Source organism: Robinsoniella sp. (genome assembly GCF_034124845.1).
In genome coordinates this window covers 9,785-11,867 of the sequence record NZ_JAWYAJ010000038.1, presented here as the reverse complement: position 1 = coordinate 11,867, position 2,083 = coordinate 9,785, and the positions used below count along the sequence as shown (strand labels likewise).

At 44.3% G+C, this 2,083-nt stretch carries 2 protein-coding genes; both read left to right on the top strand.

The window, feature by feature from the left end; all coding sequences use genetic code 11:
- Window positions 1-1,072: sugar ABC transporter ATP-binding protein (locus ACH2DQ_RS01945; RefSeq protein WP_395025292.1), on the top strand; the 1,072-nt coding region annotated here is incomplete at its 5' end.
- Between the two features lie 12 nt (window positions 1,073-1,084).
- The gene (locus ACH2DQ_RS01940) at window positions 1,085-2,083 is read left to right on the top strand and encodes an ABC transporter permease (protein ID WP_394913617.1); all 999 of its coding nucleotides are present in this window, start codon (window positions 1,085-1,087) and stop codon (window positions 2,081-2,083) included.

Here is a 2,083-nt window from a genome sequence, read left to right as displayed (position 1 = left end):
ACAGAAGCAGATGGTGGAAATTGCAAAAGCCCTTACCTTTGATGCCAATATCATTATCTTTGATGAGCCTACGGCATCCCTCACCCAGCGAGAAGTCAGTGCCCTGTTTGAAATTATCGGGAACCTGAAAAAAGAAGGTTTGGGAATTGTGTATATCAGCCACCGGCTGGAAGAGATATTTGAAATTTGTGACCGGGTAACGGTGATCCGGGATGGCCAGTATATCTCTACCAAGAAAGTTGGGGATACGAATAAAGATGAACTGGTTGCAGATATGGTAGGGAGAAAGATGGGTAATTATTATCCCAAAGCTGAGGCAAAAATCGGTAAGGAGCTGCTTCGGGTAGAGCATTATTATGACGAAGGATTTTTAGAGGATATCAGCTTTTCTCTGAAAAAGGGGGAAATTCTTGGGTTTGCAGGTCTGGCAGGTGCGGGAAGAACAGAACTTATGGAGTCCCTCTGCGGTTTTACCGGAAAAGCAGCCGGTAAGGTTATGTTGGAGGGAAAAGAAATTGTTATCCGGGATTATAAAGATGCTATGGCAAATGGGCTTGTTTATGTTTCGGAAGACCGTGGTAAATTCGGACTGATTGTGGATATGAGTATCGAACAGAATATTTCCCTTCCACAGTTGGAAAAGTTCGCTGGTAAAATGGGAATGATCAACACAAAAAAGGAACAGGAAACGGGAGACAGGTACATAAAGGACGTTGGTATAAAAGCGCCCGCGGCTGATTTTCTGGTAGCAAATTTATCAGGTGGAAACCAGCAGAAGGTGTCAGTTTCAAAAGCGCTGGCTTTGAATCCTAAAATACTCATACTGGATGAACCCACCAGAGGGGTAGATGTAAATGCGAAAGCAGAGATCCATAAAATTATCAGCGATCTGACGCAGAAAGGCCTGACGATCATTATGATATCCTCAGAACTTCCGGAACTCCTTGGCATGTGCGACCGGATATATGTAATGAAGGACGGTTATATTGCAGGTTGTTTTGACAGAGAGGAAGTGACTCAGGAAAAGATATTAACGGTTGCTCTGGAATCAAAAAAGCAGGCAAAGGCATAAGGAGGAAGCAGAATGGATCAGAATAAGAAAAGAGCAGCGTTTCTAACAACAGAATTTTATCTGGCGGTCTTCCTGGTTGTGGTATTGCTTGGGCTGGCTGTTTTTGCAAAAGGATTTTATACCGTAAATAATCTAATGAGCTTACTGAATTCTTTTAGCTACATCTTGATATCGGCAGTGGGCATGAACATGATTATTTTGACATCCAACATAGATGTCTCAACAGGCGCTTTAATATCGGTAATCTGCATCTGTGTGGCGGCGATCGGGAAGATGGGAGCACCCTTTGCAGTACTACTGGCAGCTGCCATGGTAATCGGCGCGGCGCTCAGTACATTTAACGGATTATTTATCACAAAACTGAAGATCCCCGCCATTGTAGCCACTTTAGCCACAACTCAGATATTCCAGGGAATCCTGCCGCTTACGGTAGAGGGGTCCATCTATGATTTACCTGCATCCTTTACCTGGCTGGCATTTGATGCAAAAATCTTCGGAATAATACCAGCCAGTGTACTAATGTGCCTGATCGTGGTGGCGGCAGCTTTGCTGTTTATGAAATACTCCAGGTTTTCCAAGAAAATATATGCCATCGGCAACAACAAAGGCGGTGCAAGGCTTGCAGGCATTCATGTAAATAAAACAGTAGTGCTGACGTATACCATAGCAGGAGCTCTGTTTGGAATATCTGCGGTGATTATAGCAACGGCAGGCCAGAGAGTTACCACTACCATGGGAAGCGGCCTGGAAATGACATTTATTGCGGCTGTAGTGCTTGGAGGAACCAGCACCGCAGGAGGTTCCGGAAAAATACTGGGAACCGTTATTGGAGCTTTTATACTTGCCATGATTTCCCCGGCAATTAATTATCTGGGCATTAGCCCTAACTGGTCAGATGCTATTAAAGGGGCAATTATTATTATCTCGGTATTAGTTACGGCGGCCAGATATATCAAGAAAAAAAGGGTCATTGCAAACCCTGTAATCAGGAAGGCAGGGGGGGAAGCATAA